The organism is Bacillus sp. BSL6 (genome assembly GCF_052928345.1).
Window position 1 is genome coordinate 311,215 of record NZ_JAVGCW010000002.1, and the last position, 23,987, is coordinate 335,201.

27 protein-coding genes, 1 pseudogene and 1 other annotated feature are annotated in these 23,987 nt (G+C 36.8%); of the genes and pseudogenes, 6 read left to right on the forward strand and 22 right to left on the reverse strand.

What is annotated here, in order from left to right; all coding sequences use genetic code 11:
* The 17 genes and pseudogenes from hisI to RCJ96_RS07855 form a co-directional block, all read right to left on the reverse strand.
* Positions 1–306, reverse strand: a complete 306-nt coding sequence (gene hisI, locus RCJ96_RS07775; protein ID WP_000803969.1) for a phosphoribosyl-AMP cyclohydrolase — start codon at positions 304–306, stop codon at positions 1–3.
* The gene (gene hisF, locus RCJ96_RS07780) at positions 303–1,061 is read right to left on the reverse strand and encodes an imidazoleglycerol phosphate synthase cyclase subunit (protein ID WP_416504410.1); all 759 of its coding nucleotides are present in this window, start codon (positions 1,059–1,061) and stop codon (positions 303–305) included. Before hisF ends, hisI begins: the two co-directional genes overlap by 4 nt.
* Complete coding sequence (hisA, locus tag RCJ96_RS07785) at positions 1,055–1,774, reverse strand: 1-(5-phosphoribosyl)-5-[(5-phosphoribosylamino)methylideneamino]imidazole-4-carboxamide isomerase (protein ID WP_416504411.1); 720 nt, start codon at positions 1,772–1,774, stop codon at positions 1,055–1,057. The genes hisF and hisA overlap by 7 nt, the downstream gene beginning before the upstream one ends.
* Positions 1,747–2,376: an imidazole glycerol phosphate synthase subunit HisH gene (gene hisH / locus RCJ96_RS07790; RefSeq protein WP_416504412.1), complete on the reverse strand. Its 630-nt coding sequence runs from the start codon at positions 2,374–2,376 to the stop codon at positions 1,747–1,749. Before hisH ends, hisA begins: the two co-directional genes overlap by 28 nt.
* Positions 2,377–2,961 (reverse strand): imidazoleglycerol-phosphate dehydratase HisB, encoded by a 585-nt coding sequence (gene hisB / locus RCJ96_RS07795; RefSeq protein ID WP_001209290.1) that lies wholly within the window; start codon positions 2,959–2,961, stop codon positions 2,377–2,379.
* Positions 2,961–4,250 (reverse strand): histidinol dehydrogenase, encoded by a 1,290-nt coding sequence (gene hisD, locus RCJ96_RS07800; RefSeq protein WP_416504413.1) that lies wholly within the window; start codon positions 4,248–4,250, stop codon positions 2,961–2,963. The genes hisB and hisD overlap by 1 nt, the downstream gene beginning before the upstream one ends.
* An 11-nt stretch (positions 4,251–4,261) precedes the next feature.
* On the reverse strand, positions 4,262–4,897 hold the full coding sequence (gene hisG / locus RCJ96_RS07805) for an ATP phosphoribosyltransferase (protein ID WP_001244470.1): 636 nt from the start codon (positions 4,895–4,897) through the stop codon (positions 4,262–4,264).
* A complete protein-coding gene (gene hisZ / locus RCJ96_RS07810) occupies positions 4,873–6,135 on the reverse strand; it encodes an ATP phosphoribosyltransferase regulatory subunit (protein ID WP_000170316.1) in 1,263 nt (420 codons plus the stop codon). Before hisZ ends, hisG begins: the two co-directional genes overlap by 25 nt.
* A 310-nt stretch (positions 6,136–6,445) precedes the next feature.
* Positions 6,446–7,027, reverse strand: a complete 582-nt coding sequence (gene leuD, locus RCJ96_RS07815) for a 3-isopropylmalate dehydratase small subunit (RefSeq protein WP_074609371.1) — start codon at positions 7,025–7,027, stop codon at positions 6,446–6,448.
* Complete coding sequence (leuC, locus tag RCJ96_RS07820; RefSeq protein ID WP_074609369.1) at positions 7,005–8,399, reverse strand: 3-isopropylmalate dehydratase large subunit; 1,395 nt, start codon at positions 8,397–8,399, stop codon at positions 7,005–7,007. The genes leuD and leuC overlap by 23 nt, the downstream gene beginning before the upstream one ends.
* A complete protein-coding gene (gene leuB / locus RCJ96_RS07825; protein ID WP_074609368.1) occupies positions 8,399–9,463 on the reverse strand; it encodes a 3-isopropylmalate dehydrogenase in 1,065 nt (354 codons plus the stop codon). Before leuB ends, leuC begins: the two co-directional genes overlap by 1 nt.
* A gap of 77 nt (positions 9,464–9,540) precedes the next feature.
* Positions 9,541–11,061 carry a 2-isopropylmalate synthase gene (gene leuA, locus RCJ96_RS07830; RefSeq protein ID WP_074609366.1) on the reverse strand — a complete coding sequence of 507 codons (1,521 nt, stop codon included), beginning with the start codon at positions 11,059–11,061 and terminating at the stop codon, positions 9,541–9,543.
* A gap of 1 nt (position 11,062) precedes the next feature.
* Complete coding sequence (gene ilvC, locus RCJ96_RS07835; protein ID WP_074609364.1) at positions 11,063–12,073, reverse strand: ketol-acid reductoisomerase; 1,011 nt, start codon at positions 12,071–12,073, stop codon at positions 11,063–11,065.
* A 26-nt stretch (positions 12,074–12,099) separates the two neighbouring features.
* The gene (gene ilvN, locus RCJ96_RS07840) at positions 12,100–12,609 is read right to left on the reverse strand and encodes an acetolactate synthase small subunit (protein WP_000822948.1); all 510 of its coding nucleotides are present in this window, start codon (positions 12,607–12,609) and stop codon (positions 12,100–12,102) included.
* The gene (gene ilvB / locus RCJ96_RS07845) at positions 12,606–14,306 is read right to left on the reverse strand and encodes an acetolactate synthase large subunit (RefSeq protein WP_074609362.1); all 1,701 of its coding nucleotides are present in this window, start codon (positions 14,304–14,306) and stop codon (positions 12,606–12,608) included. Before ilvB ends, ilvN begins: the two co-directional genes overlap by 4 nt.
* A 72-nt stretch (positions 14,307–14,378) precedes the next feature.
* Positions 14,379–14,606, reverse strand: a binding site (T-box leader).
* A 16-nt stretch (positions 14,607–14,622) separates the two neighbouring features.
* Positions 14,623–15,519 carry a branched-chain-amino-acid transaminase gene (gene ilvE / locus RCJ96_RS07850; protein WP_074609361.1) on the reverse strand — a complete coding sequence of 299 codons (897 nt, stop codon included), beginning with the start codon at positions 15,517–15,519 and terminating at the stop codon, positions 14,623–14,625.
* Between the two features lie 141 nt (positions 15,520–15,660).
* A pseudogene (locus RCJ96_RS07855) lies at positions 15,661–15,875 on the reverse strand (hypothetical protein).
* Between the two features lie 59 nt (positions 15,876–15,934).
* Here RCJ96_RS07855 and RCJ96_RS07860 point away from each other — a divergent pair.
* Together RCJ96_RS07860 and RCJ96_RS07865 are read left to right on the forward strand one after the other, a co-directional pair.
* Positions 15,935–16,174 (forward strand): DUF3911 family protein, encoded by a 240-nt coding sequence (locus RCJ96_RS07860; protein ID WP_000752504.1) that lies wholly within the window; start codon positions 15,935–15,937, stop codon positions 16,172–16,174.
* A 126-nt stretch (positions 16,175–16,300) separates the two neighbouring features.
* A complete protein-coding gene (locus RCJ96_RS07865) occupies positions 16,301–16,540 on the forward strand; it encodes a YkuS family protein (protein WP_001062581.1) in 240 nt (79 codons plus the stop codon).
* A 362-nt stretch (positions 16,541–16,902) separates the two neighbouring features.
* Here the strand turns inward: RCJ96_RS07865 and RCJ96_RS07870 are convergent, their stop codons facing one another.
* Both RCJ96_RS07870 and ytfJ read right to left on the reverse strand, forming a co-directional pair.
* Positions 16,903–16,992 (reverse strand): hypothetical protein, encoded by a 90-nt coding sequence (locus RCJ96_RS07870; protein WP_000608225.1) that lies wholly within the window; start codon positions 16,990–16,992, stop codon positions 16,903–16,905.
* 114 nt (positions 16,993–17,106) lie between these two features.
* Positions 17,107–17,568 (reverse strand): GerW family sporulation protein, encoded by a 462-nt coding sequence (gene ytfJ, locus RCJ96_RS07875; RefSeq protein ID WP_001997038.1) that lies wholly within the window; start codon positions 17,566–17,568, stop codon positions 17,107–17,109.
* A 130-nt stretch (positions 17,569–17,698) separates the two neighbouring features.
* On the opposite strand from ytfJ, the gene RCJ96_RS07880 reads away from it, so the two are divergent.
* A complete protein-coding gene (locus tag RCJ96_RS07880) occupies positions 17,699–18,067 on the forward strand; it encodes an imidazole glycerol phosphate synthase (protein ID WP_416504415.1) in 369 nt (122 codons plus the stop codon).
* A 33-nt stretch (positions 18,068–18,100) separates the two neighbouring features.
* On the opposite strand, the gene RCJ96_RS07885 is transcribed toward RCJ96_RS07880, so the two are convergent.
* Positions 18,101–19,444, reverse strand: coding sequence for a TrkH family potassium uptake protein (locus RCJ96_RS07885; RefSeq protein WP_416504416.1), 1,344 nt, complete (start codon positions 19,442–19,444; stop codon positions 18,101–18,103).
* Positions 19,445–20,773: 1,329 nt separating this feature from the next.
* On the opposite strand from RCJ96_RS07885, the gene RCJ96_RS07890 reads away from it, so the two are divergent.
* On the forward strand, positions 20,774–22,009 hold the full coding sequence (locus tag RCJ96_RS07890; protein ID WP_000814817.1) for a dicarboxylate/amino acid:cation symporter: 1,236 nt from the start codon (positions 20,774–20,776) through the stop codon (positions 22,007–22,009).
* A gap of 22 nt (positions 22,010–22,031) precedes the next feature.
* On the opposite strand, the gene RCJ96_RS07895 is transcribed toward RCJ96_RS07890, so the two are convergent.
* On the reverse strand, positions 22,032–22,187 hold the full coding sequence (locus RCJ96_RS07895; protein ID WP_000184934.1) for a hypothetical protein: 156 nt from the start codon (positions 22,185–22,187) through the stop codon (positions 22,032–22,034).
* A gap of 137 nt (positions 22,188–22,324) precedes the next feature.
* The gene (locus tag RCJ96_RS07900; RefSeq protein ID WP_139302918.1) at positions 22,325–22,744 is read right to left on the reverse strand and encodes a MarR family winged helix-turn-helix transcriptional regulator; all 420 of its coding nucleotides are present in this window, start codon (positions 22,742–22,744) and stop codon (positions 22,325–22,327) included.
* Between the two features lie 162 nt (positions 22,745–22,906).
* On the opposite strand from RCJ96_RS07900, the gene RCJ96_RS07905 reads away from it, so the two are divergent.
* Positions 22,907–23,338, forward strand: coding sequence for a YrvL family regulatory protein (locus RCJ96_RS07905; protein ID WP_416504417.1), 432 nt, complete (start codon positions 22,907–22,909; stop codon positions 23,336–23,338).
* A 33-nt stretch (positions 23,339–23,371) separates the two neighbouring features.
* Positions 23,372–23,959 (forward strand): thioredoxin family protein, encoded by a 588-nt coding sequence (locus RCJ96_RS07910; protein WP_125902873.1) that lies wholly within the window; start codon positions 23,372–23,374, stop codon positions 23,957–23,959.
* Positions 23,960–23,987 lie beyond the last annotated feature (28 nt).

A 23,987-nucleotide genomic window follows, 5' to 3' on the forward strand; every position in this document is an offset into this window, starting at 1 on the left:
CTATATAATTTTGTAATGAAAACATGTTTTTTCTCCCGTATGACATGCAGGCCCTACTTGCTTTACGACAACAACGATTGAATCTTGATCACAATCTAAATAAAGAGATTGCACATGTTGGACATTACCTGATGTTTCTCCTTTATTCCATAACGACCTTCTTGAACGAGAATAAAACCATGTTCTTTTCGTTTCTATTGTTTTTTCATATGCCTCTTCATTCATATAAGCTAGCATTAAAACTTCTTTTGTATCTTCTTCAATTACAACTGCTGGTAATAGTCCTTTTGAAAAGTTAGGTTTCATAGCCGCACCTCGACGTTTGCATTTCTTAATTTTCTCTTTACGCCCCCTATTGTCGCCTCACCGTAATGAAAGATTGATGCCGCTAATGCTGCATCAACTGTTGTCTTTTGAAACACTTCTATAACGTGATCAGCATGACCGCATCCACCTGACGCGATGACAGGTACGGAAACACTTTTTGAAATTTCTTCTGTTAAACGAAGGTCATATCCGTTTTTCGTTCCGTCTGCATCCATACTCGTTAATAAAATTTCGCCTGCGCCTAGCTCTGTAACGCGCTTTGCCCACCCGATTGCATCCATTCCCGTATCAACTCTTCCGCCGTTCACATATACATTCCACTTATCCTCCGCTACTTTTCTAGCATCAATTGCGACGACAATACATTGTGAACCAAAGTGCTGTGCCCCTTCTTTGATTAATTTTGGATTTCGCAATGCTGCTGAGTTAATTGAAACTTTATCTGCTCCCGCTCTTAGTAAATTGTACATATCTTTCACACTTGAAATTCCTCCGCCAACTGTAAGAGGAATAAATACTTTTGAAGCCGTTTTTTCTACAACATCTATAATTGTTTTTCGTCCTTCATGCGTTGCCGTAATATCTAAAAATACTATTTCATCTGCTCCCGCATCATTATATAAAGCTGCTATTTCAACAGGATCCCCGACATCTTGTAGTCCTATAAAATTTACACCCTTTACGACTCGCCCTTCTTTCACATCTAGACATGGAATAATGCGTTTCGCTAACATAACTTTGTTACCTCTAGCACTTCTTCTAAATCAATCGTTTTCTCGTAAAGGGCCTTACCAATTATGACGCCGTATATGTTCATATCATTTAACTTTTTCACATCTTGTATAGATGCAATTCCTCCAGAAGCAATAAGTCGAGTAGCAACGTTCTTTTGTAGTAACTCCAATTGTTCTATATTCGGTCCTGCAAGTGTTCCGTCTTTCGAAATGTCTGTAAACACAATCGTTTGAACACCTATCTTCTCCATTTGTTTTGCTAAATCAATGTAAGAAATTTCAGACACATCAAGCCAGCCTCTCGTTGCTACGAAACCATTTTTCGCATCAATTCCGACGATGATTTTTTCTTTATATAGACGAACTGTCTCTTCTAAAAATGGCTTATCATAAAGAGCGGCTGTTCCTAAAATCACTTTATCTACCCCTACTGAAAATAATTTCTCTACGGATACAAGTGATCGAATTCCTCCGCCAACTTGCACTGGAATACGTACTGCCTTGCAAATTCTTTCAATGACGGACAAGTTTAATGACTCGCCAGCAACTGCTCCATCTAAATCAACAATGTGCAACCTTTTCGCCCCAAATGTTTCAAATATAATCGCTTGCGCAACCGGGTCTTCATTCATTACTGTTTCTTTACTAAACTCGCCTTGATACAGTCTAACGCATCGCCCTTCTTTTAAATCGATAGCTGGGAAGATTTCCATGTTTCTACCACTCCTTTAAAATTTTTCAATATTTGCATGCCAATGTCACCACTTTTTTCAGGATGAAACTGCGCACCATATATATTTCCTTTTGCTACAAAACCAGGTACTTTCACTCCATATTCACTTATTCCATATACAATTTCATTTGGACAATCTGCGTAATAAGAGTGGACATAATATACGAAAGAACCGTCCTCTACTCCATTCCAAAGCGCTATTTCTCCTTCTTTCTTTAACTCATTCCATCCCATATGAGGAATTTTATAAGGAACCTTTAACTTTCGAATAACGCCTGGCAATAAACTTAACCCGTTACAGTCTTGTAGTTCCTCACTTTTTTCAAATAAAAGCTGCATTCCTAGGCAAATACCTAGAAGTGGTTTTCTGGAACGCCCAATTTCTTGTAACACACGTACTAAATCTTTTTCTTCCAATACATCCATTGCTTTTGGAAATGCACCTACTCCTGGTAAAATCACTCCATCACTTCTAAAAATCTCTTCTTTATCACTCGTTACGATATACGCTGCTCCAATATGCTTTAATGCTTGTTCTACACTACGAATGTTTCCCATTCCATAATCTATAATGGCAATCAATTACAACATCCCTTTCGTTGAATTTACACCAGTAATGTTGGCATTTCTTTCGACTGCTTCTCTAAGCGCTCTACCAAACGCTTTAAATAACGCTTCAATTTTGTGATGTGTATTGCTTCCGTATAAAATACGAGCATGTAATGTAATATTGGCAGCATGAGCAACTGCTCTAAAAAATTCTTCCGTTAGTTCTGTATCAAAATCCCCAAGCTTCGGATTCGTTAATTCTCCTTGAAATACAATATATGAGCGTCCACTTATATCAATTGCAACAAAGCCTAAAGACTCATCCATCGGTACATATGCTGAGCCGTACCTGTTAATCCCCTCTTTACTGTGCAATGCTTCTTTCAAACAATTTCCGAGTACAATCCCAACATCCTCAACTGTATGATGTGCATCAACGAATACATCCCCTTCTGCCTCCACTTGCAAACCGAATCTTCCATGCCTTGCAAATAAAGTTAGCATATGATCAAAAAAACCAACTCCCGTTCGTACAGAAACGTTCTTCCCATCATCAAGCTGTAAACTTAATTTTATTTTTGTCTCTGTCGTCTCACGTATTTGACTAGACTCACGCATTATTCTTCCTCCTCAAATCTTATTTGAATTGCTCTCGCATGCGCATGTAACCCTTCTTTATTGGCAAGCTCTACAATATGATGTTTTACATCTCTTAATGCTTCCTCTGTATAAGACAGAAAGCTTGATTTTTTCACAAAATCATCGACTGATAACGGTGAGAAAAACCTTGCCGTTCCACTTGTCGGTAACACGTGATTCGGTCCTGCTAAATAATCCCCGAGCGGTTCTGGTGCATATGGTCCAAGAAAGATAGATCCTGCATGTTTCACATAAGCTAGAGCATTCATCGGTTCTTTTATATGTAACTCTAAATGTTCCGGGGCAATTTCATTCGATAAATTTAGCGCCTCCTCTAAAGAAGGAACGATAAAAATGGCCCCATTTCTCTTTATTGATTCACGTGCAATTTCGCTTCTTGGTAATGTTTCTAACTGCCTTTCTATCTCTTTTTCTACTTCTTTTGCTAACTCTATATTTGTTGTAATACAAATTGCTGTCGCTCTCTCGTCATGTTCTGCTTGTGATAATAAATCAGCAGCAATATATTTTGCATTGCCGGTTTCATCTGCAATAACTACAATTTCTGACGGTCCAGCAATCATATCAATATTTACTATTCCATATACTTCTCGTTTCGCTAGAGCGACGTACAAATTTCCTGGTCCAACTATTTTATCCACTTTCGGAATCGATTCCGTCCCGTATGCTAAAGCAGCAATTGCTTGCGCACCACCTATCGTATAAATTTCATCTACTCCTGCAAGACTTGCAGCAACTAAAATATGTGGATCAATTCCTCCTTCTCTTGGCGGTGTTGCCATTACAATCTTTTTCACACCAGCGAGTTTTGCTGGCAATACATTCATTAATACTGACGAAGGATACGAAGCAGTTCCGCCTGGCACATATACGCCTACATTCTCTAATGGCCGAATGATTTGTCCTCTCATGATGCCTTTACTCGCGCAATCGAACATCGATTGTCTTTTTTGCTTTTCATGGTACGAAATAATGTTTTTCTTCGCCTCTTGTAACGCTTCTAAAAATGAATTCTCTACAAACATACTCGCTCGTTTTATTTCTTCTTCACTTACACGAAACTCTTTCATCTTTACACCATCAAACTTTTTTGTATAAAAAGATAAGGCCTCATCCCTACTCTCCCTTACATTTTGAACGATTTCACTTACATTTCTTTGAACAGTTTCTTCTATTATATTAGCGTTTTCTCGTAGCAATTTTATTTTCGATAACGCCTTTTGAAAATCTTCAAAAACGATCTCCATTACAAGTCCCCCTATTTTCCTGACAAAATTTCTTGCTCCATCATATTTATAATACTGAATATTTCGTCTTTTTTAGTTTTTAATGCAGCCTTATTTACAATCATTCGAGCAGATATAGAATACATTTCCTCAAATACAATGAGTCCATTTTCTTGTAATGTTTTTCCTGTTTCAACAATATCAACAATCGCATCTGCCAATCCAAGAATAGGAGCAATTTCTACAGAACCTTCTATTTTAATAATTTCTACATCCTCTCCTTTATCATGAAAATAGTTAGAAGTAATATGTGGATATTTCGTCGCAATGCATTTCTTCCGGTAGCTCTTCGGATTATACGTAGGAATAGAAGCGACACAAAACTTACACACGCCTACTCCTAAATCTAACATTTCATAAATATCTTTCTCGTTTTCCATTAAAATATCTTTTCCAACGACTCCGATATCCGCTACTCCATGTTCTACATAAGTAGCAACATCTACTGCTTTCACTAAAATAAATGAGATATCCGTATTTTTACTTTGAAAGACAAGTTTTCTTCCTTTATTTTTGAGCTCTGAACAATCAATTCCAATCTGCTCAAAGAGCGGAATTACATGTTTTTCTAATCTCCCTTTCGTTAACGCAATTTGAATGTTACGCATGAAGTTTCTCCTTCTTTCTGGACGACCCATTTCTCTTTCCATACATATTCCACTAATGATTCGTTCTTTGCCTCAACGACCGTTACAATTTGATTTTTTCTAGCAAATTGAAAAGTATCATTTAAATTAGAGAATAAAGATAGCGCTACTTTTTTCCCGTCCTTTTGAAGTAAATTTCGTAATCGTTCCGCTTCTGCTAATCTATTTAACTCGTAATGAATCATAATATCTATTCTCTTTCGTTCATATGGCTCTTGCTGCTCTTGCAGCGCCTTTACAATTTGATTAACTTGCACCGCGAGTCCAACAGCCGGTAACATTTCTCCAAAATTTCCAATTAACTCATCATATCTTCCTCCACTAACAATTTCTTCTCCAATTTCATATATATACCCTTTGAAAATAACACCTGTATAATAGTCCAAATGTTGAATCATTCCTAAATCAATTGATATGTAAGATCCATAGCCTAGTTTTTCAATTGCTTCATATATTTCTTTCACTCTTGTAATAGCCATTTTCATTTCATTACTTGAGGCGAGTTTTTCTGCTTCCTCAATCACTTCTAAATTCCCAAATAACCTCGGTAATTTCTCCAGTAACTTTACTGTTTCATCACATCGATCTAATTTCTTATCTCTAATAAAATTGGATAAAGCGGCATAATTTTTACTTTCAATATATGTTCTAAGAACTTTCTCTTCTTCCTCATGAATGGAGAGCTTTTTGACAATACATTTATATAACTGTACTTGCCCAATCTCTATTGTAAAAGATTGCACCTTCAACTTTTGAAGTGATTGAATGACACTTATAACACATTCAATTTCAGCTCTTACATTATCAATACCGATAATTTCAATACCACTTTGCACGATCTCATTATATTTTCCAGTAAGGGACTCATTCGCTCGAAATACATTTCCGCTATACGTCACTTTAAGTGGTGTATCACACCTCTGCGTTCCGATCACTCTCGCTAAAGGAATTGTCATATCTGGACGCAATACGATAATCCTTCCCTTTTCATCAAAAAATTTATACATCTTTTCTTCATCTATCGGCCTGCTTTGAAAGGCGAACACATCATAAAATTCAATTGTTGGTGTCCTTATTTCTTCATAACCTCTCTCTAAAAAAGTACGCCTTAATTTTTGCTCCACTTCTTCAATTAACGTACATTCTTCGAATAAATAATCTCTCGTTCCATTTGGATTTGCCCGTTTCCATTTTGTCATCTAAATTCTCACACCTTTCCCTTTCTAATGTATGCTTATTTCATGCACCTAAACCGAAAATAAAAAGAGCCTTGTAGATAAAATATACCTACAAGGCTCTTTAGTAACGTGTAGGTACAACGGGAATAACCCTTGCACCTACACGTTTTCACGTTAGGTTCAAGGGCTTTACGTATGATGATGTAGTTGTGTAAGCATTTCAATAGATTGCATTGTTTTCATAATACTTACTCCCTTTCTCCTCTAATTTTTACATAGTATATAACACATAATTCTGAATGTAAATACATTTTAAACATTCCGTTATTTCTTAATATACAGCTACCTTTCTTTCATACTCTCTTATTTCTTGTTCATATTGCATTGTAATACTAATTTCATCTAAACCATTTAATAATTTCTCTTTCCACATTTTCTCGATTGTAAAATGAAACCTGTACGTACTTGTTGTAATTACTTCATTCTCTAAATCTACTTCTATTTGTTCTCTTGCATCCGTTTTGGCAAGCTTTTCTCGCATGTCTTTATCCATTACAATTGGTAACATACCATTCTTCATACAATTCATATAAAAAATATCTGCAAACCCTCCCGCGATAATTACGCGGAAACCATAATCAGCAAGTGCCCAAGGTGCGTGTTCTCTTGAAGAACCACATCCAAAATTATCACCTGTAATTAATATACTTGCTCCTTTTCTATCCGGTGCATTTAGTGGGAAATTAGGGTTTTCGTGTCGCTCATTATCATATCGCCACTCATCAAATAAAAACTTTCCAAACCCAGTTCTTTCAATTCTCTTTAAATATTGCTTCGGAATAATTTGATCTGTATCAATGTTATCATTCATTAGTACTGCGGCAGTACCTTTATGAATACGAAATGGCTCCATCATAACTCTCCTTTCTAATATCAACAAAATGACCATATAACGCAGCTGCTGCCGCCATTGCTGGGCTAACTAAATGCGTTCGTGCTCCTTTTCCTTGTCTTCCTTCAAAATTACGATTTGAAGTTGAAGCACAATGCTCTCCTTCAGGTACTTGATCTGGATTCATTCCAAGACACATGGAACATCCAGGTTCTCTCCATTCAAATCCAGCTTCTTCAAATATGTGATGTAGTCCTTTTTGCATCGCCGCATCCCTTACTCTTTTCGATCCAGGTACAACGAGTGCTCGCACACCTTCTTTTACCTTTCTCCCTTTCACAACAGCTGCAGCAATTTCTAAATCAGATAATCTAGAATTTGTACAAGATCCAATGAAGACATGCTGAACTGGAATGTCATACGTACTTTGTCCAGGGATTAATCCCATATAAGAGAATGCTCTTTCGTCATTTACATCATGCTTTTCTGGCAATTTCTCATCAATACGAACTCCCATACTCGGGTTCGTTCCCCACGTAACGTACGGCGCTAAATCCGTAACATCTATCGAAATATGTAAATCATAAATTGCATCTGCATCTGTATACAGTTCAAACCATTTCTTCTCGAAAGTTTCATAGTCTCTCGGTGCATATTTACGTCCTTTTACATAAGCAAATGTTTTTTCATCTGGTGCGATAATACCCGCTTTTGCTCCTCCTTCAATCGCCATATTACAAAGCGTCATTCTCTCTTCCATCTCCATGGTCCCAATCGTCTCTCCGTAAAATTCCATTACGTATCCAGTTCCAACTGCTACACCGTATTTTGAAAGGAGATGCAAAATAATATCTTTTGCGTAAACGCCTTTCTGTAATTTTCCTTTTAACTCAATGCCCATCGCTTTCGGTTTTCTTTGCCACAACGTTTGCGTTGCCAATACATGTTCCACTTCACTCGTACCAATGCCAAATGCTAGCGCGCCAAACGCACCGTGCGTCGCTGTATGACTATCACCACAAACAATTGTTTTTCCTGGCTGCGTGAGCCCAAGTTCTGGTCCGATAACATGAACGATCCCTTGCTCTTCATCTCCGATATCCGCTAACGGTACCTGAAATTGTTTACAATTTTCCCGAAGTGTATCTAGTTGCTGCTTCGCAATGCGATCGGTAATATTCCAAACATCTTTCGTTGGAATATTATGATCCATCGTTGCGAATGTTAAATCTGGTCTGCGTACCGTTCGATTTGTAAGCCGCAAGCCTTCAAAGGCTTGCGGTGATGTTACTTCATGAACAAGGTGCAGATCGATATATAATAAATCTAATCCATTTTCATTTGTCGCAACTACGTGTCTTTCCCAAAGTTTATCTAGCAACCTTTTCCCCATTATCTTCCTCTCCCTACTAGTGCTTGCTCTTCCATTTCTTGCATTACTGCCTTCGTAAATGAAGTTGTCGTTTCAGTCCCCCCGATATCTGCTGTACATTTTCCTAATTTAAGGACTGCTGAAATCGCTTCTTCAATTGCACACCCTTCTCTAGTTAATCCGAACGATTGCCCAAGCATCATGGCAACAGAGCGCATCATCGCAATTGGATTCGCCTTATTTTTCCCGGCAATATCCGGTGCTGATCCGTGAATAGGCTCGTATAGCGAAGGGCCCTTTTCCGCGTGACTTGCTGACGGAAGCATTCCTAATGATCCAGCTAATACGGAAGCTTCGTCACTTAAAATATCCCCAAATAAATTTTCTGTTACAATTACATCAAACCGTCCTGGATTCCGAATTAACTCCATAGCAGCTGCATCTACTAAAATATGTTCTAGTTCAACATCTGGATAACGAAGTGCTACTTCTTCTGTTACAGTTCTCCATAGTTTACTAGATTCTAAAACATTCGCCTTATCAATAGATGTTACTTTTTTCTTCCGTTTACTCGCTAATTGAAAAGCATAAGAAACGATACGTTCAATTTCATGGCGATGATACGTAAGTGTATCCGTTGCTACTTCGTCGGTTCGTTCTTTCGGATAAGAAAAATAAATTCCACCTGTTAATTCACGAACGACAACGAAATCAATTTCATCAGCCTTTTTTAATGGCGATAAATGTGCCGTTGCACTTTCTACCGTTACAGGGCGAACGTTCGCAAATACACCGAGCCCTTTTCTTAAAGCTAATAATCCTTTCTCTGGTCTTTCTTTCGCACTATCCCACCTTGGTCCACCAACTGCTCCTAGTAAAACCGCATCACTCGCTAAACAAGCTGCAAGTGTTCGTTGTGGTAATGGTTGCCCCGTTAAATCGATAGCAACACCACCAAAATGCTCATCTTGCAAATGAAAATGATGACCATATAACCTTTCTACCATATGCAATACTTCCTTCGCACTTTCCATAACTTCCGGTCCAACCCCATCACCAGCTAAACAAACGATACGTTTTTCCAATTTCAACACCCCTTTTAACTGAATTTTCAGAGCTTTAATTTGATAGGTGAGAATATCCCCTCTCACCTATCAAACACTTATTTCACAAGCTGGATAAAAGATTTCAATTTCCCCGCTGCGTGGACATATGCTCTCGCCGACGCTTCCAATACGTCTTGCGCAACACCAAAACCTGATACTTGATGTGTTCCTTCTTTTAATTCAACATGAACATGAGCCAGTGCATCTTGACCTTGTGTAATAGATTGTATGCGATAATCCGCCAATTCACATTCTAATCCTAAAATTCTTTGGATTGCATTATAAATTGCTTCAATACTACCAGAGCCAGTAGCTGCATCTTCGAATACATTTCCTTCCTCATCTTTTAGTACAACTGTCGCACATTGTGTACTATTTGATACGAAATGTACTTGCAGTTGCGTAATATTATATTGCTGAGCCGCAAATGCTGCTTCACCAAGCATAAGTGCTCGTAAATCTTCCTCCGTAATTTCCTTCTTACGATCAGCTAATTTTTTAAATGCTTCAAATACTGCATCCCGCTCGTCGTTTGTAAATTCATAGCCAAGTTCTTTCATTTTTTCTGTAAACGCGTGACGCCCAGAATGTTTTCCAAGTACAAATAGATTTTGAGATTCCCCTACTAGCGCTGGTTCAATAATTTCATATGTTGTCACTTCTTTTAATACACCATCTTGATGAATGCCTGATTCATGAGCGAATGCATTCGCTCCAACAATCGCTTTATTTTTCGGTACAACCATACCTGTTAATCTGCTTACTAATGTACTTGTCGCTTTAATTTCTTTTAGCGTCATAGAAGGCTCTGCTTTATAGAAATCTTTTCTAATATGAAGAGCAACTGCAACTTCTTCTAATGCCGCATTCCCTGCTCTTTCTCCAATTCCATTAATTGTTCCTTCTACTTGTAATGCCCCGCCTTCAACCGCAGCTAAAGAATTTGCTACCGCCATCCCAAGATCATCGTGACAATGACAAGAGAAAATTGCTTTTTCATATGAAGGAACAGATTCTTGTAAGTACTTAAAAAGAGAATAATATTCTTCTGGATTCGTATATCCAACTGTATCTGGAATGTTAATTACATTCGCTCCTGCACGAATCGCAACCTCTACTGCCTCAGCTAAAAAATCTCTTGCTGTTCTTGTTGCATCTTCTGCTGAAAATTGTACTGTCGGAAATAACGATTTCCCAAGTGTAACCGATCGATAAATACTATCTAATACATCTTCTTTTGACATACAAAGTTTATATTTCATATGAATATCACTCGTAGCTAAAAATACGTGTAAACGAGGAGATACCGCATCTTTCACAGCTTCATATGCTCTTCGAATATCACTTTCTTTCGCTCTTGCTAAACTCATAACTGTAGCATTTTGAATTGTATTTGCGATGCGCTTTACCGATTGAAAATCCCCTTCGGAAGCTGCTGCAAAGCCAGCTTCCATGACATGAATCCCTAGTCTCTCTAATTGCCTTGCAATTTGCAATTTCTCTTGTTCATTTAAATTTACTCCTGGTGATTGTTCGCCATCACGTAGCGTCGTATCCATGAACAAAATTTTCTTCATATTATTTGACCCCTGCCTTTACTCGCGGCTGTACGAAAGGCATCATTTCACGTAATTTACGTCCAACTACTTCGATTTCATGTTCATTTTCTTTCTCATTTGTCGCATGAAAATTCGGTCTTCCTGCTTTATGTTCTGCAATCCAACCTCTTGCAAATGTACCATCTTGAATTTCTGCTAACACTGCACCCATCGCTTTCTTCGTATCTTCTGTTACAACACGTGGTCCTGATACGAAGTCGCCCCACTGCGCTGTATCTGAAACTGAATATCTCATATTTTCAAGTCCACCTTCATACATAAGGTCAACAATAAGTTTCAGTTCATGTAAACATTCAAAATATGCAAGTTCCGGCTGATATCCGGCATCAACTAACGTTTCAAATCCAGCTTTGACTAGCGCAGTTACTCCGCCGCAAAGTACAGCTTGCTCTCCAAATAAATCTGTTTCCGTTTCTTCTTTAAATGTCGTTTCTAATACACCAGCTCTCGTCGCTCCAATTCCATCGGCATAAGAAAGTGCCTTTTCAGTCGCAACTCCTGTTGCATCTTGGTATACTGCAAATAGTGCCGGAACAGCTCCTCCTTCAGCAAACGTACGACGAACTAAATGTCCCGGCCCTTTTGGTGCTACTAGAAATACATCTACATTCGCTGGTGGTTTCACTTGATCAAAGTGAACATTAAATCCGTGTGCAAAAACGAGAGAATTTCCTGCCTGTAAATTTGGTGCAATTTCTGCTTCATATACCTCTGGTTGCAGTTCATCTGGCAGCAAAATCATTACTACATCAGCCTGCTTTGCTGCTTCTGCTACTGTATATACAGAAAATCCATCTTCTTTCGCTTTATCCCAAGACTTACCTTTTCTTAAACCTACTACTACATCAAATCCGTTATCACGTAAATTTTGCGCATGTGCATGACCTTGCGAGCCATATCCAATGATTGCTACTTTCTTTTCCTTTAATACATTTACCGTTACATCTTTTTCATAATAAACTTTTGCCATTTTCATTTCCCCCTATATTTAAATGATTATTGAATTAACATAACTTGCTTATCTTGTTTTTTCATACTACGCGTAAAGGCTGTTACCCCTGTTCTTGCAATTTCTTTCAAACCGTATGGACGAAGTAATTCAATTAATGCTTCTACTTTTTCCTGCGTACCTGTCACTTGCACAACTATGGAATCCTTCCCAACATCTATTACAGCGGCTCGAAACGGTTCAATTAAACTGTATAATTCCGCTCTTGCGACTGATGTTGCTACTTTAATAAGTGCAAGTTCTCTTGCAATCATCGCTTCTTCTGTAATATCTGATACTTTCAAAACATCAATTTGCTTATGAAGTTGTTTAATTAACTGCTCAACTTGCTGTTCATTTTCAACGTGTACAACAATCGTCATCCGCGATATGTCCGATGATTCCGTATGACCTACTGAAATACTTTCAATATTAAAATGTCTTCGTGTCATAACACCTGTAATTCGGTTTAACACACCACTTTGATTTCGAACTGTTGCTGTAACAATTCTCTTCACCTTTTTTCCACTCCCTCCATTTGGTGAACACCTTTCCCTGGCGCAACCATCGGCATTACCTTTTCTGATTGAAGTACACGGCAATCAATTACAACTGGCTCTTGTAATTGAATTGCATGCTGCAATTGTTTCTTTGCAAGAAGTGGATCATCTATGCGAACTCCTTTTATACCATACGCATTCGCAAGAGTAACGAAATCTGGTTGACACGCTAGTAAAGAGTGCGAATATCTTTTGTTATAAAATTCATCTTGCCATTGTCTTACCATTCCTAAAGCTTCATTATTTAAAATAAATACTTTAACAGGTAAAGAGTGTTCTTTTAACACACTTAATTCTTGCAGAGTCATTTGAAATCCAGCATCACCAACAATTGCAATAACTAGTTCATCAGGCTTTGCAATTTGTGCACCAATTGCTGCCGGAAATCCAAAGCCCATCGTTCCTAGTCCTCCTGAAGTTACCCATTTATCTGGAGTTTTGAGCGGATAATATTGGGCTGCCCACATTTGATGTTGCCCCACATCTGTCGTTACAATCGCTTCTCCTTTCGTAATTTCATATAACATATCAATTGCATATTGAGGCTTAATACTTTCAGAATTTCGTTTATAAGAGAATGGATACTTTTCTTTTCTATTCTTTAATAAAGAGATCCACTCATGATGATTTTCTTTCCTTCCTTCTGGTTGAAGCAATACTTGGAGCGCTTGCTTAGCACTTGCAACAATAGGAATTTCAGTCGGTACATTTTTTCCGATTTCTGCTGGATCAATATCGATATGCGCGACAGTCGCCTCTTTCGCAAAATAAGCTAAATTTCCAGTAAGACGATCATCGAATCTAGCGCCTATATTAATGAGTAAGTCGCATTCATATAACGCCATATTAGCTGTGTAAGAACCATGCATTCCTCCCATCCCTAGAAATAGTTCATCATCTGGTGGAAACCCACCAAGACCAAGTAATGTATGCACAACAGGAATTTCATATTTACGAGCAAAACTTGTTAATTCCTTTGAAGCTTTCGCATGCAATACACCTGCTCCAGCTAAAATTAATGGCTTGTTTGCAATCTGAATTGCTTGTAATAATTTGTTTATTTGCAGTAGATTCGGTTCATAATTAGGGTTGTATCCTGGTAAATCCATTTGCACATCACTACATCGTTCGCCTTGCTCTACTACCATATCTTTCGGAAGGTCAATAACGACTGGGCCTGGTCTTCCTGTTCTAGCAATATGAAATGCCTCTTTAATAATTCGAGGTAAATCTGAAGCCTTTCGCACTTGATAGTTATGTTTTGTCACTGGCATCGTAAGCCCCATAATATCCGCTTCTTGGAAAGCATCGCTTCCAATTAACGTTGTTGCTACTTGCCCTGTAAATACAACAAGTGGCAATGAATCAATCATCGCATCTGCTAGACCAGTAATCACATTCGTAGCACCAGGTCCACTCGTTGCAATTACAACCCCTGGATTGCCAGTAATTCTGGCATACCCTTCCGCAGCGTGAATCGCTCCTTGTTCATGCCTTGTTAAAATATGCGGAATTTCACAGTCATAGAGCGCATCATAAAGAGGTAAAACTGCACCACCAGGATAACCAAAAATCACTTCTACTCCTTCCTTTTCTAGCGCTTCTAACAATAGCTGTGCACCGGTTGCCAGTTTCTCTTCCGTTTTTGAAGACATTGTTCTTATAAGCCCCCTTTTAAAAACTTTTATCAATAAAAAAAATCCTACGTCCACACTCCAGCTATGTGCTGAAGGGACGAAAGATTTCGCGGTACCACCCTTCTTTGCAAGAATACTCTTGCCTCAGTGACCCATAAATGAGTCTAGCTAATAACGGAGCTACCGTCTAAGCCTAGACAAATGCTTCAGCTTAGCACTCAAGGGCGATGTTCGTCGACGTGAACCATCGGTTTCCAGCAACCACCGACTCTCTGTGAGGCTTCACAATCAACTACTCCTCCCTATCAACGCTTTCTTATGTTATAAAGAGTTGTTATCCAACTTTATTTTCTTCGTAAATTTTCTCTCCATCTTCTATAACTAACTTTCGGAATTCTTCTAGTAAACGATTCGTATGTGGACCCGTTTGCCCTAAACCAATCGTTCTACCATCTACTGTCGTAACAGCAATTACTTCCGCAGCCGTTCCTGTTAAAAATACTTCATCAGCTACATATACATCATGTCTTGTAAATAACTCTTCTCTAACGTCATATCCAAGTTTTTCACCAATTTCTAAAATAGCGTTTCGTGTAATGCCTTCTAACGCTCCAGCAGAACTTGGTGGTGTAATTAATTTATTTCCTTTTACAATAAATACGTTATCCCCTGAGCCTTCAGCTACGTACCCTTGATCATTTAACATAAGCGCTTCTTGTACTCCAGCCAATTTCGCTTCGATGCGAACTAAAATATTATTTAAGTAATTTAAAGATTTTACTTGAGGCGACAATACATCTGGACGGTTTCGGCGCGTTGCAACTGTTACAACTGGAATCCCTTTTTCATAATATTCTTGCGGGAATAAAGATAGTTGCTCTGCAATTACTACTACATTCGGTTTCGTACAAGAATCAGGATCTAACCCAAGATTTCCTGCTCCTCTCGATACAACTAGGCGAATGTATCCATTAGATAATTTATTTTGTCGAATCGTCTCAACAACAATATTCGTTACTTCATCTAAAGAATATGGAATTTCTAACATGATGGATTTTGCTGATTCATATAACCGGACAAGATGCTCTCTCAAACGGAAAACATTACCGCTATAAACTCTAATTCCTTCAAATACTCCATCGCCATATAAATAACCATGATCATATACTGATACTTTTGCCTCGTCTTTTGGAACAAATTCTCCATTTAAGAAAATCCATTGCTCGTTCACTGGAAAGCGCCTCCTATGTTCTATGAATTTTTTATTGTTTCTTAGTTTACTCTCCTTTCTAAATAAATCAAGTTAATTTTTAGAAAATTTATAATTTTTATTCGTACGTACATCTTTAATTATATTGATTTAATAACATTGTTAACGTTTACAAAAAGTCAAAAAATTTTTTTCACCAATTTCCGCTAAAAAAATATTTGTTTAAAAGAAGGATTTTCATCAATTGATACGAATCTATTGTATTCAATAAACTGACGTCCGTTTTATAAATTCGGGAATATACAACGACTTTTGCTGAAAAAGGGGGAAAATAATAAAAAATAAAGCTGTCTAAAAATAACATTCATATTTTTCATTTCGGAATCATAATCCTATTTTTAAAAAACAATTTGTCAAAATGAAGGAGGAAATCAATATGGCGTGTGTACAAATTAAAGGAACGAGACAAGAGGTAGTAGAGATGCTTCAACTATTTGATCTAATGGATACGAAAGGTTTTTGTAAATTTGATAATTATGTAGAGGTAGAACCAAATAATAAAGAACATAACAATTTCATTGCTTCCATCGACATTCATTCAAATACTTCTTCCGCCCAAGATACTCTAAACGATCAATTCGTAAGTCAAATGCTTACTGGTGTATATAACGACTAAATAAAGTGAAACTTTAATCAACCTATCCATAAATAGCAAGAGAAATATATGCTTCCTATCTTCTTTGCATAAATATATGTGATGTACTTGAGCATACTAGCAAATAGATGGTAGGAGGTGAGAATTATGGCTAAAATTGGTGTTGAAAATTCGTTAACAGATGTCCAACAAGCTCTTCAGCAACAGGGGCATGAAGTCGTTACAATTAACTCGGAACATGACGCACAAGGATGCGACTGTTGCGTTGTAACTGGGCAAGATTCTAATATGATGGGTATTGCAGATACATCAATAAAAGGATCGGTAATTAACGCCCACGGTTTAACAACAGATGAAATTTGCCAGCAAGTTGAGAGCCGCATTTAAATTCAATACAAAAAAGAAAGAGGACCCCTTTTGAAAAGGAGTCCTCTTTTTTATATTCACCTAACGGGAAAGTAACATATACTGGATGAAAGCCCTACCTCTCTCTCATCATTACGGTTCCACTGACCGCTCCTTGATTCACTAGTATACCTATAAAGCCTATAATTATAATTTATAGGGTTTGTTCACAAAAGTTGTTGGTAAAACTACCCGATCTTTCGCAAACTTTTCGTATTATATTTATAAGATTTATTTACTTTACACTAGCTGTAACCGAGACACGAATTAAAATTTTAACATCAATATAACAACTTGTCAACATTTTTCACAAATTTAAAACAGACAATAACGGTTTGTCTGTTTTAGAATGGAGCTTTTTCTTTTATTACATATACAACAAAACCGCTTACTAACATACATAAGCCAACTACTAAGTTTTTGATATTAATCATAAATTCCTCTCCCTTATTCCACACATCATATATATTTACAATTCAATTATTCCGATCATCCTAAAGCGCACTTTTTCTAATATATCATAATTCCTAAAAAATGCAAGTTCACCTTTAGCGACCATTTACAAATTTATCTACAGTGCTTGGTACGGTATTTAAAGCTTTTTCAATTAAATGTGTACTACTATTGAGATGCAATACTTGCACACCGTTAGAACCAACTACTAAAAAAGCAACCGGGCTAATAGAAACCCCAGCCCCACTTCCGCCTCCAAATGGATGACTTTGCTTATTCTCTTTATGCTGCCCTTGTCCATTATTATGTTTTTCGGAAATAAATTCACCTTTAAAGTCACTTCCTCCAGCTCCAAAACCAAAGGCCACTTGAGATACTGTTAATACTACATTTCCATCAGCTGTTGAAACTGGACTTCCAACAATCGTATTTACATCTACCATCTCTTTTAAATTTGTCATTGCTGTTTTCATTAAATTTTCAATTGGATGTTCCATTATGTATTGCACCCTTTCCTCATTATTCTTTTTTATACTTTCCAAAATAGAGGAAGTCATACTAACTTTTCCTATTTCAAAAAAACAATCTTCACCTTTTAAATGGATATTACTCCCTGTACATACTCGGATAAAAAGGAAAAAGAGATACATACTACTATTGAACCTTGTTATGAAAGGAGTCATGACTTTGACTGAGAAATTTGATGAGTATAAAAAAAGAGATAGAATAGATAGTGATTATAGTGACTATAAAGAAGAATATGCAGCTGAGGTTGCACCACAGCGCATTGATTACGATGAGAAGGAACATAAAAATGATGTAAGATCGTCCGCTGCTGGATCAACGGCTGGCTTTATCGCTCTTGCCTTATCTATCTTATCACTTTTCACCTTCCCAACATTATTCGGTCTTGTTTCTGTACTACTAGGTATTTACGCTTATAACCGCGGAGCTACTGTAACTGGTGGTATCGCTGCCATTGTCGGCGGAATTGCAGCACTCATTGCAATTTTATTCCGAGTAGCGCTTATCGGCTTATTGTTCTCCCTCTTTTAAAAAGAAAAAGGTATCTCGCTTATGCGGGATACCTTATCCTGTAAATACATCTTCTGACGGATATTTAATTTTTTGTTTTGCTGGTCGCGCTAAAGAAAATACAAGTGTTAACGGTCCGATTAATCCACAAAACATAACAAACATAATCATACATTTTCCAAACGCTGATAACTTTGCAGTAATTCCCATCGTTAATCCTACCGTTCCAAACGCTGAAATTGTTTCAAATAGTAACTGAATAAAACTGAAGTCTTCTGTAAGCATTAACATAAATACTGCTGCAAAAATAAGGATTTGACTAGCAACGGCAATTGCTAATGCTCTCGTTACTGTCGACATTTTAATTGTGCGCTGAAATAATACGATTTCCTCTTTCTTTCTAAAGAAAGAAAGAACAGATGTAACTAAAATAACAAACGTTGTTAATTTAATCCCTCCACCTGTTGATACACTTCCTGCACCAATAAACATTAAAACCATCGTAAATAATATAGATGATTCTTCCATTCCCCCGTAGTCAACTGTATTAAATCCAGCCGTACGAGGAGTAATCCCTTGAAAAAAAGAAGCCCATAACTTTTCATTTAACGGTAAATTCCCTAACGTCTTCACATTATTATATTCCAATAAAAAAATCACAATCATCGCTATCACATTTAGCGCTACCGTTCCAATAATCATGATTTTGGAATGAAGCGATAGTTTTCGAAAACTCCGGCTATACCATATATCAATTAGTACGGTAAATCCGAGACCACCTATTACGATTAAAGAGCAAATCCCAATATTAATAATCGGATCGCCTACATACCTTGTTAAATTATCCGGCCATAGAGCAAATCCAGCATTATTATAAGATGCGATCACGTGAAAAATACTATAGTATACACCTTTTCCAAAGCCAAACTCTGGAATAAAACGAAATGATAAAAAGATAACTCCAATAAACTCAATACAAATTGAAAATATAAAGACACGTTTTACTAATTTTACGAGACCACCTATATTTGTCTGATTAAACGCCTCTCCAATTAATAAGCGGTGACGTAATCCGATTTTTTTACCTAATACCCAAACAATTAAAATGGCAATCGTCATAAGACCTAAACCGCCCGTTTGAATTAAAAACATAATTACAATTTCGCCAAACATCGTAAACGTACTTGCAGTATCTACTACTCCCAACCCCGTTACAGTTGCTGCTGATGTTGCCGTAAAGAAAGCATCTACCCAACTAATATGTACTTTCGTTGCGAATGGTAACTTTAATAACAAACCGCCAACCACAATTAAGCAGAAAAAACCTAATGCTAATATTTGTGGTGGATTTAATCGTATAATACGATTATACAGCCTTTGTCTTTTTGTTACTTCCATATTCACTAGCTCCCTTTTTCCCCTCATAACTAAAGGCTTATAAAAAACCTTAAATAGCAGGATAAACCTTATATTCTTATAATATAGTTGAGCATAATCCTTTTTTTCATAGTTTTCAACTTTTATTTATACTCGAACTTCACTTCATTTATGAAAAGACTCTTTCTATTATAAGTACCCTTACTCTATAACTCTCACAACAATCATTTTATATGTATCATTGCTTAAATCCTCATACCTTTCACTCTATATTCACATAGGGGTCACATCTATCTTTTATAGTATATGTATCGGAGCTGTTCCTCCCTAATTTATAAGACATTCCCCAGTGTCTTGAACAGCTTTCCATCCCTAATTAAATTGACATAAATTGTCCCCTTCCTTTGGCCATCATATGTGATGGTCTTATTTTTTGTCTTTCTATCTTCTATTTAAAACTCCCTCTCTCTTTCACTCTATGTTCACACCCCGGTCACATCCACATTTTATAGTATGTGTATCGAAGTTGTTCCTCCCTAATTTATAAGACATTCCCCAGTGTCTTGAACAACTTCCATCCCTAATTAAATTGACATAAATTGTCCCCTTCCTTTGGCCATCCTGCGTGATGGTCTTATTTTTTGTCTTTCTATCTTCTATTTAAAACTCCCTCTCTCTTTCACTCTATGTTCACACCCCGGTCACATCTATCTTTTATAGTATATGTATCGAAGTTGTTCCTCCCTAATTTATAAGACATTCCCCAGTGTCTTGAACAACTTCCATCCCTAATTAAATTGACATAAATTGTCCCCTTCCTTTGGCCATCATATGTGATGGTCTTATTTTTTGTCTTTCTATCTTCTATTTAAAACTCCCTCTCTCTTTCACTCTATGTTCACATCAAGGTCACACTCACCTTTTATAGTATATGTATCGAAGTTGTTCCTCCCTAATTTATAAGACATTCCCCAGTGTCTTGAACAACTTCCATCCCTAATTAAATTGACATAAATTGTCCCCTTCCCTAGGTCATCCGATGTGATGGCCTATTTTGTTTTTCAAATACAAAATGTAATCCTCTCTACATTAAAATAAAGTGAAACTTTAATCAGTGGGAGGTTCTTCATCCCCCACTGATTATTAGTTGAACCAATCGGACTTTAATGGGCAGCCCGACCCCCACCTAACTTCTTTGCTTTCGCTGAATTTTGAGGTGGGGGTCTTACTGCCCATTAAAGCGGGATAAATATTTTTATACAAAATATTCAGAAAATATTGTCAAAATAGGTATTTTTTCGGTACAATTAATGTAGAAAGCTATTTTACAAAAAATAAGGGGGGATTTTATTGAAACAAACAAAAGCAATCTTAATTGCATTATTTCTCGGTTTAGTTGTCGGACTCACTTTAAATTTAGCTGCACCATCCATTTTTGAACCATTAAATCAATATGTGTTCAATCCACTTGGTCAATTGTTTATTCGCCTCATTAAAATGCTAGTTGTCCCTGTTGTATTCATTTCTATCGTACTTGGAGCTGCTGGTCTTGGGGACCCGAAGCAACTTGGAAGAATTGGTTTAAAATCAATTTCATTTTTTCTTGTAACTACAGCCGTTGCCATCTCTATTGCAGTTACATTTGCACTGATTATACAACCAGGATCTGGTGGTAATTTTAAAACCGAAGGGCTTAAATATGAAGGTGCAAAAACCGAAACATCTTTCGTCGATACATTGCTAAATATCGTACCAGATAATCCAGCAAAAGCGATGGCTGATGGAAACATGTTACAAATTATTGCCTTTGCCGTATTAATTGGACTTGGTATAGCTATTTTAGGAAAACGTGTCCAAGGTATTCATTCATTACTTGAACAGGGCAACGAATTAATGATGTACCTCGTTAATCTCGTTATGAAATTAGCTCCAATCGGAACATTTGGGTTGCTTGCTTCATCCGTCGGTAAAATGGGTCTTGCAGGCGTCGCTGCGATGTTCAAGTATATGATTGTCGTTATGCTAGTACTTATCATTCACGGTGTCTTCGTATATGGTGGCTTATTAAAAGTATTGGCAAAAGAAAGCATTGTCCGTTTCTTTAAACATTTCGGACCAGTAATGGCGATTGGATTTAGTACATCTAGCTCTAATGCATCTCTTCCATTTGCAATGAAAACCGCACAAGAGAAGCTTGGAGTTCCAAAAGCAATCAGCTCTTTTGTACAACCATTAGGTGCAACGATTAATATGGACGGTACTGCCATTATGCAAGGTGTAGCAACTGTATTTATCGCTCAAGTATACGGCGTTGAACTTACTATCTCCCAGTTAGCTGTAGTCGTATTAACTGCTGTACTAGCAAGTATCGGTACTGCTGGTGTACCAGGTGTTGGGCTTGTAATGCTGACGATGGTTTTAAATCAAGTAAATCTACCAGTAGAAGGTATTGCCTTAATTATCGGTATTGACCGCATTCTAGATATGTCAAGAACAGCTGTAAATATTTCTGGTGATGCAATTTGCGCAATGATTGTCGCAAAATCAGAAGAAAAATATAATACGGATCAATCTGCCGCATCTTAAATCAAAAAAGGAGTGAAATGATTCACTCCTTTTTTGATTTACTTCCTTTTTTCGAACGATATTCTTTTCCTTTGTTATCATTACCAGTCTCAAATTCAGCACTAAACTCTTGCTGAAATTGTCCTGATCTCGGTGAGCCTTGATTTCCGCTCCCTTTACTACCATTTCGATTTGTCATATTTTTGCCCCCTTTCCTTTACTAGTAGTATGTTACATATTTTCTTTTTTATAATCTTTTACATACGAAAGAAGACCTCCCTCATATAAGGAAAGTCTTCTCCATCACTACGTAAGCGTTTTCTCACTTGTAATAACTTAAATAAGTTTTTTAGAAATAGATATCATTATATTCATTTCTTCTTCTGAAAGCGTAGAAAATCTTTCTTGTAAATATTGTTTTTTCGCATCTTCCATTTTCGTAACTAAATTTTTTCCTTGCTCTGTAATCTCCAAATATACAACTCGGCGATCTGACGTAGAACGCGAACGAGTTACAAAACCTTTATTAATTAATTTTTCTGTAACAGCTGTAATATGACTATTCGACACATTTAACTCATTCGCTACACGTGATACCATTTCTTTATTCGTACGATTCAATATTCTAAGGACGATGAACTCATTCCACGGTATGTAACCACCAAATATTTTTCCAATATCATTACGCAACGTGCGGAACATAGCAAAAACATTTGTCGATAGTTCTTCCATTAATTGCTCTCGATTTTGAGACAACTTTGACAGCCCCTTTTATTTCATTTAGTTAAATAAAAACCTTATTAATAATTCTACATGAAATCTTACTTTTTGTCACCTTATTTTCCCATAATTCGTAGTTTTTTAATATACATTTCATGATACAATAAAGTTGAATTTCCAAAAAAAGGAGTTGGAGTAGTGAGCGAAGAAGACAAATTTTCTAATCTTAATCTAAAAGATAAGACTATTATTATTAGTGTTGTTATTCTTATTCTCATTATATTCTTTGCATTTATATTCTTTGTATTTATAGGAATCTTTCAAATTACAGGTATAGAATATTCATCAAGAACAGCTCTACTACTCTTTTTTTTACTTATTCTTTTATTAGATGGTATTACATATTTTATATTCATTTTCTTTAAAGTAATCCTACATCCAATGATGACAAGTATGCCCAATTGGCTCTCAATCGTCCTGCTCTCCATCATTGAAATTACGCTAGATTGGTTCGTCATTCATACCGCTGACGATTGGATAGAGAGCGTACAACTGTCCAACATAGCTGAATTATGTGTCGTACTATTCCTTTTCCTATTAAATAAATTATTAAGTGACAAGAAAGAGTAAGAATACAAGCTTTTCTATATAAAAATTGGTACAATGAAAACAAATCATACTAAAGAGGTGTTACTTATGAACTTACAACAATGGGCTGATAAAGGTATGTCCTTTGATACATATGTGAATGAAATGAAAGTAAATCAATACGAGCTACTGCACATTTACAATAACTTTTTAATTCCAAATGAATTACTTCCTGTATTAGAAGAACGTCAAAATGATGGCTGGCGTGTTATCGTATTAACAGCTGATTGGTGTGGCGATGCTCTTTTATGCGTGCCTGTTATGAAACGAATTTCTGAAGTTGCAAATATTGATATGTCATTATTAATTCGCGATGAAAACTTAGAATTAATGGATCAATATTTAACAAACGGAACAGCACGTGCGATTCCAATCTTTATTTTCATTGATAAAGATGGAAACGAACAAGCCGTTTGGGGACCACGTGCTCCAAAAGTACAAGAGTTAGTAACTTCGATGCGCGCTACATTACCTGAAAAAGAAGATCCAACATTCGAAGAGAAACAAAAAGAAATGTACGCTAATTTCCGTGCTACATTAGCTGATGATACTTCTCTTTGGGAACATGTAATGGAAAGTATGATGGAAAAAGTAGTAAAATAAAAAAACTGCCGAACTCGGCAGTTTTTTT

What these genes read in the sequence shown, in the direction of transcription:
- hisG (WP_001244470.1), bottom strand. Translation starts at nt 4,897, where the DNA reads ATGCGTAACATTCAAATTGCGTTAACGAAAGGGAGATTAGAAAAACAT.
- hisB (WP_001209290.1), bottom strand. Translation starts at nt 2,961, where the DNA reads ATGCGTGAGTCTAGTCAAATACGTGAGACGACAGAGACAAAAATAAAA.
- leuD (WP_074609371.1), bottom strand. Translation starts at nt 7,027, where the DNA reads ATGGAGCCATTTCGTATTCATAAAGGTACTGCCGCAGTACTAATGAAT.
- hisF (WP_416504410.1), bottom strand. Translation starts at nt 1,061, where the DNA reads ATGTTAGCGAAACGCATTATTCCATGTCTAGATGTGAAAGAAGGGCGA.
- RCJ96_RS07885 (WP_416504416.1), bottom strand. Translation starts at nt 19,444, where the DNA reads ATGGAAGTAACAAAAAGACAAAGGCTGTATAATCGTATTATACGATTA.
- ytfJ (WP_001997038.1), bottom strand. Translation starts at nt 17,568, where the DNA reads ATGACTTCCTCTATTTTGGAAAGTATAAAAAAGAATAATGAGGAAAGG.
- hisI (WP_000803969.1), bottom strand. Translation starts at nt 306, where the DNA reads ATGAAACCTAACTTTTCAAAAGGACTATTACCAGCAGTTGTAATTGAA.
- hisD (WP_416504413.1), bottom strand. Translation starts at nt 4,250, where the DNA reads ATGGAGATCGTTTTTGAAGATTTTCAAAAGGCGTTATCGAAAATAAAA.
- leuC (WP_074609369.1), bottom strand. Translation starts at nt 8,399, where the DNA reads ATGGGGAAAAGGTTGCTAGATAAACTTTGGGAAAGACACGTAGTTGCG.
- hisZ (WP_000170316.1), bottom strand. Translation starts at nt 6,135, where the DNA reads ATGACAAAATGGAAACGGGCAAATCCAAATGGAACGAGAGATTATTTA.
- leuA (WP_074609366.1), bottom strand. Translation starts at nt 11,061, where the DNA reads ATGAAGAAAATTTTGTTCATGGATACGACGCTACGTGATGGCGAACAA.
- RCJ96_RS07870 (WP_000608225.1), bottom strand. Translation starts at nt 16,992, where the DNA reads ATGATTAATATCAAAAACTTAGTAGTTGGCTTATGTATGTTAGTAAGC.
- RCJ96_RS07865 (WP_001062581.1), top strand. Translation starts at nt 16,301, where the DNA reads ATGGCTAAAATTGGTGTTGAAAATTCGTTAACAGATGTCCAACAAGCT.
- hisA (WP_416504411.1), bottom strand. Translation starts at nt 1,774, where the DNA reads ATGGAAATCTTCCCAGCTATCGATTTAAAAGAAGGGCGATGCGTTAGA.
- ilvB (WP_074609362.1), bottom strand. Translation starts at nt 14,306, where the DNA reads ATGTCTTCAAAAACGGAAGAGAAACTGGCAACCGGTGCACAGCTATTG.
- ilvC (WP_074609364.1), bottom strand. Translation starts at nt 12,073, where the DNA reads ATGGCAAAAGTTTATTATGAAAAAGATGTAACGGTAAATGTATTAAAG.
- RCJ96_RS07910 (WP_125902873.1), top strand. Translation starts at nt 23,372, where the DNA reads ATGAAAACAAATCATACTAAAGAGGTGTTACTTATGAACTTACAACAA.
- RCJ96_RS07895 (WP_000184934.1), bottom strand. Translation starts at nt 22,187, where the DNA reads ATGACAAATCGAAATGGTAGTAAAGGGAGCGGAAATCAAGGCTCACCG.
- RCJ96_RS07860 (WP_000752504.1), top strand. Translation starts at nt 15,935, where the DNA reads ATGGCGTGTGTACAAATTAAAGGAACGAGACAAGAGGTAGTAGAGATG.